Raw genomic sequence first — 2,360 nt, 5'->3', positions numbered from 1 at the left:
TGTCCGCCATTCTGAATAAAGCTTCCAAGCTCATCAAGCAAACTGCCTACCTTCTCCTGAATGAACTTTGGCGTAAACCGGTCCAGCATTTTAAAAGGCAGGCGGGTCAGCTTCTCCCAAAACCATAGCCCCTTCTGGTCCTTCTCCCATTTTTCAATCACATTCAGCTCACTTAACAACTGCTCTCTAGTCTCCATGCACTTCATCCACCTGTCAAAATTGATACATATATTAACGATTAACACTATGATAAGGTTTCATTTTTATATTCGAAAAACATTGACCACCTATTTGATATTCTTTTTCACCATAACCATTTCCAAATATCGACAAAAATATGATTCTTTTGTCATAAAACCAAGAAATAAATTTTTACCATAAAAGGGTAAATTATGTAACTATTATGAATGAACAACGTTTATTTAAGTGTAAAAATGTTTTAATACTGCACGCCTGCAAATGTTTTTGCCAAAAAGCCAGCTGGCCTGTAAAAGTTAAAACAGTTTTTGAGTTCAAGGGGGATGGAAAATGAAAAAAATCATTATCAGTATGATGCTTCTTGTATCCATGGTGTTCTTTGAGGCACCGGCAATGGCTGCTGGCAGTGAGATTATTATTATCAATAAGTCCAATAATCAACTGGCTTATTATCAAAACAATAAACTGATCAAAACGTTTAAAGTGGGTACTGGCCGGAAACCTTCTTATACGCCGGAGGGCAAGTTCAAAATAGTGAACAAAATTGTGAATCGCCCGTATTACAGCGGGAATATACCCGGTGGCGACCCAAGGAATCCTCTTGGCAACAGATGGCTTGGTCTAAATGCGAAAGGGACTTGGGGAACCACCTATGCCATTCACGGCAACAATAATCCCAAATCAATCGGCGGCTATGTGAGTGCCGGGTGCATCAGAATGTACGATGAAGAAGTGGAATGGCTTTTTAAGCAGGTAAAGGTAAACACTCCTGTTATCATCACTACTTCTAAGAAGTCGTTTACTTCCATTGCAGCCGCTAATGGCTTTAAGGTTACAGGCGAGTCATCGATTCCAGTGTCAGCAGTTCCTTCAAGCTCTGTCCTGAAAAAAGGCATGAAGGGTGCTGAAGTAAGGAAATTGCAGCAGGCCCTTACAAACAAGGGTTATAGCACCAAGGGGGTCGACGGAATATTCGGATCGGCTACAGAAGCAGCCGTCAAGCAATTCCAAAAAGCCAAAAAACTTAAGGTCGACGGAGTCGCCGGACCGGCCACCCAAAAGGCATTAGGAATGAAATAAAATAGCTCAAAATAAGGCAACCATTGTATTGATGGCTGCCTTTTCTGTACCGGGATTATTTATTTGGTTTGGCTGGAAACTGTTCCAACAGGCGAGTACCCTTCACTCCAATCTCAACAGATCCTGAATATCATAATGTACCTTTATCACACCTCAATATTAAAATGCACCCTAGCCAGCTCCTTGAATCTCTCAAGATCGATTTCTTCTTTCACCATCTGCCCATCCTTCCACCATGTAAAACTGGTTTCCGTCAGAATCATGCTTCCATCAGCAGTCACCCTTGTGAGCAATGGCTTCTTGTTAAAAGGCGAATGCGGGTGTTCGGTGATGATCTTTTTTGCACCTGTTAATTCATCAACCTCTTTGACTGGATGCAAGGAATCAAACGCATACCCTTTTCTCCATTCCGTGTCCTTGTTCTTTAACTTCATTTCGAAAAAATAATCTCCAAAATGACTATCCTCTTTTACCACACGGAACTCCCCGGTTGGAGTGCTGACCTCCATTCCATCCATCGGTACTGGTTTTAAAGGCAGATTCCCGCCGAAACCGGTATCCACTATGTACCTCTCACCATCATAAGACAGCAAAATGGCCGCATGCGTACTGCCCGTCGGACTGAAAACCGCTTTTTCCGCAACGTACACTGCCCCCCGAATCAGTTGAACATCGAGACCGTTTACCTTTAAAAAGAGATACAGAATACCGTTTAATTCATAGCAAAGTCCGCCTTCATTTCGAATAAAAATTTTATCCATTAGAGTATCTTCATTTAACACACTGTCATCCCCAGCAATCGCACAAAGGTTTTCAAACGGAATCGCAGCCGCCGTCCGCTCAAGAACACCATCCAGGTTATCCAAAGTGATTTGCACATCCTCAGAAAACCCAATCCGCTTTCGGAATAAACAATTTAAATCCTTCATAACTATGCCCCCTATCCACTACCATTTTAAAATAATATCCCCACACTTAGAACAAAATAGGTACATGGGGACGGTTCTCTTGTTTACGAGAAAACGCTTGCAATTTTATCGAATAGGATTTAATATACTTGTATACAAGTATACTTGATTAAT

At 41.5% G+C, this 2,360-nt stretch carries 3 protein-coding genes; 1 reads left to right on the top strand and 2 read right to left on the bottom strand.

Annotated elements, in window-relative coordinates; genetic code table 11:
- The coding region (locus WB217_RS06845; protein WP_423991883.1) for an EcsC family protein at nucleotides 1–197 on the bottom strand (197 nt) is incomplete at its 3' end.
- Nucleotides 198–528: 331 nt separating this feature from the next.
- Between WB217_RS06845 and WB217_RS06840 the strand changes: the two genes are divergently transcribed.
- Nucleotides 529–1,278, top strand: coding sequence for a L,D-transpeptidase family protein (locus tag WB217_RS06840; protein ID WP_423991881.1), 750 nt, complete (start codon nucleotides 529–531; stop codon nucleotides 1,276–1,278).
- A gap of 146 nt (nucleotides 1,279–1,424) precedes the next feature.
- On the opposite strand, the gene WB217_RS06835 is transcribed toward WB217_RS06840, so the two are convergent.
- The gene (locus WB217_RS06835) at nucleotides 1,425–2,207 is read right to left on the bottom strand and encodes an arylamine N-acetyltransferase family protein (protein WP_423991879.1); all 783 of its coding nucleotides are present in this window, start codon (nucleotides 2,205–2,207) and stop codon (nucleotides 1,425–1,427) included.
- Nucleotides 2,208–2,360 lie beyond the last annotated feature (153 nt).

This window comes from Mesobacillus sp., assembly GCF_049588175.1.
GTDB lineage: Bacteria > Bacillota > Bacilli > Bacillales > Cytobacillaceae > Mesobacillus.
The sequence above is the reverse complement of the archived record's forward strand: the minus strand, read 5'-3'. Positions and strand labels throughout refer to the sequence as shown.

Bases quoted from the DNA above. Each gene is read 5' to 3' on its own strand.
- WB217_RS06840 (WP_423991881.1), top strand. From the start codon at position 529: ATGAAAAAAATCATTATCAGTATGATGCTTCTTGTATCCATGGTGTTC.
- WB217_RS06835 (WP_423991879.1), bottom strand. From the start codon at position 2,207: ATGAAGGATTTAAATTGTTTATTCCGAAAGCGGATTGGGTTTTCTGAG.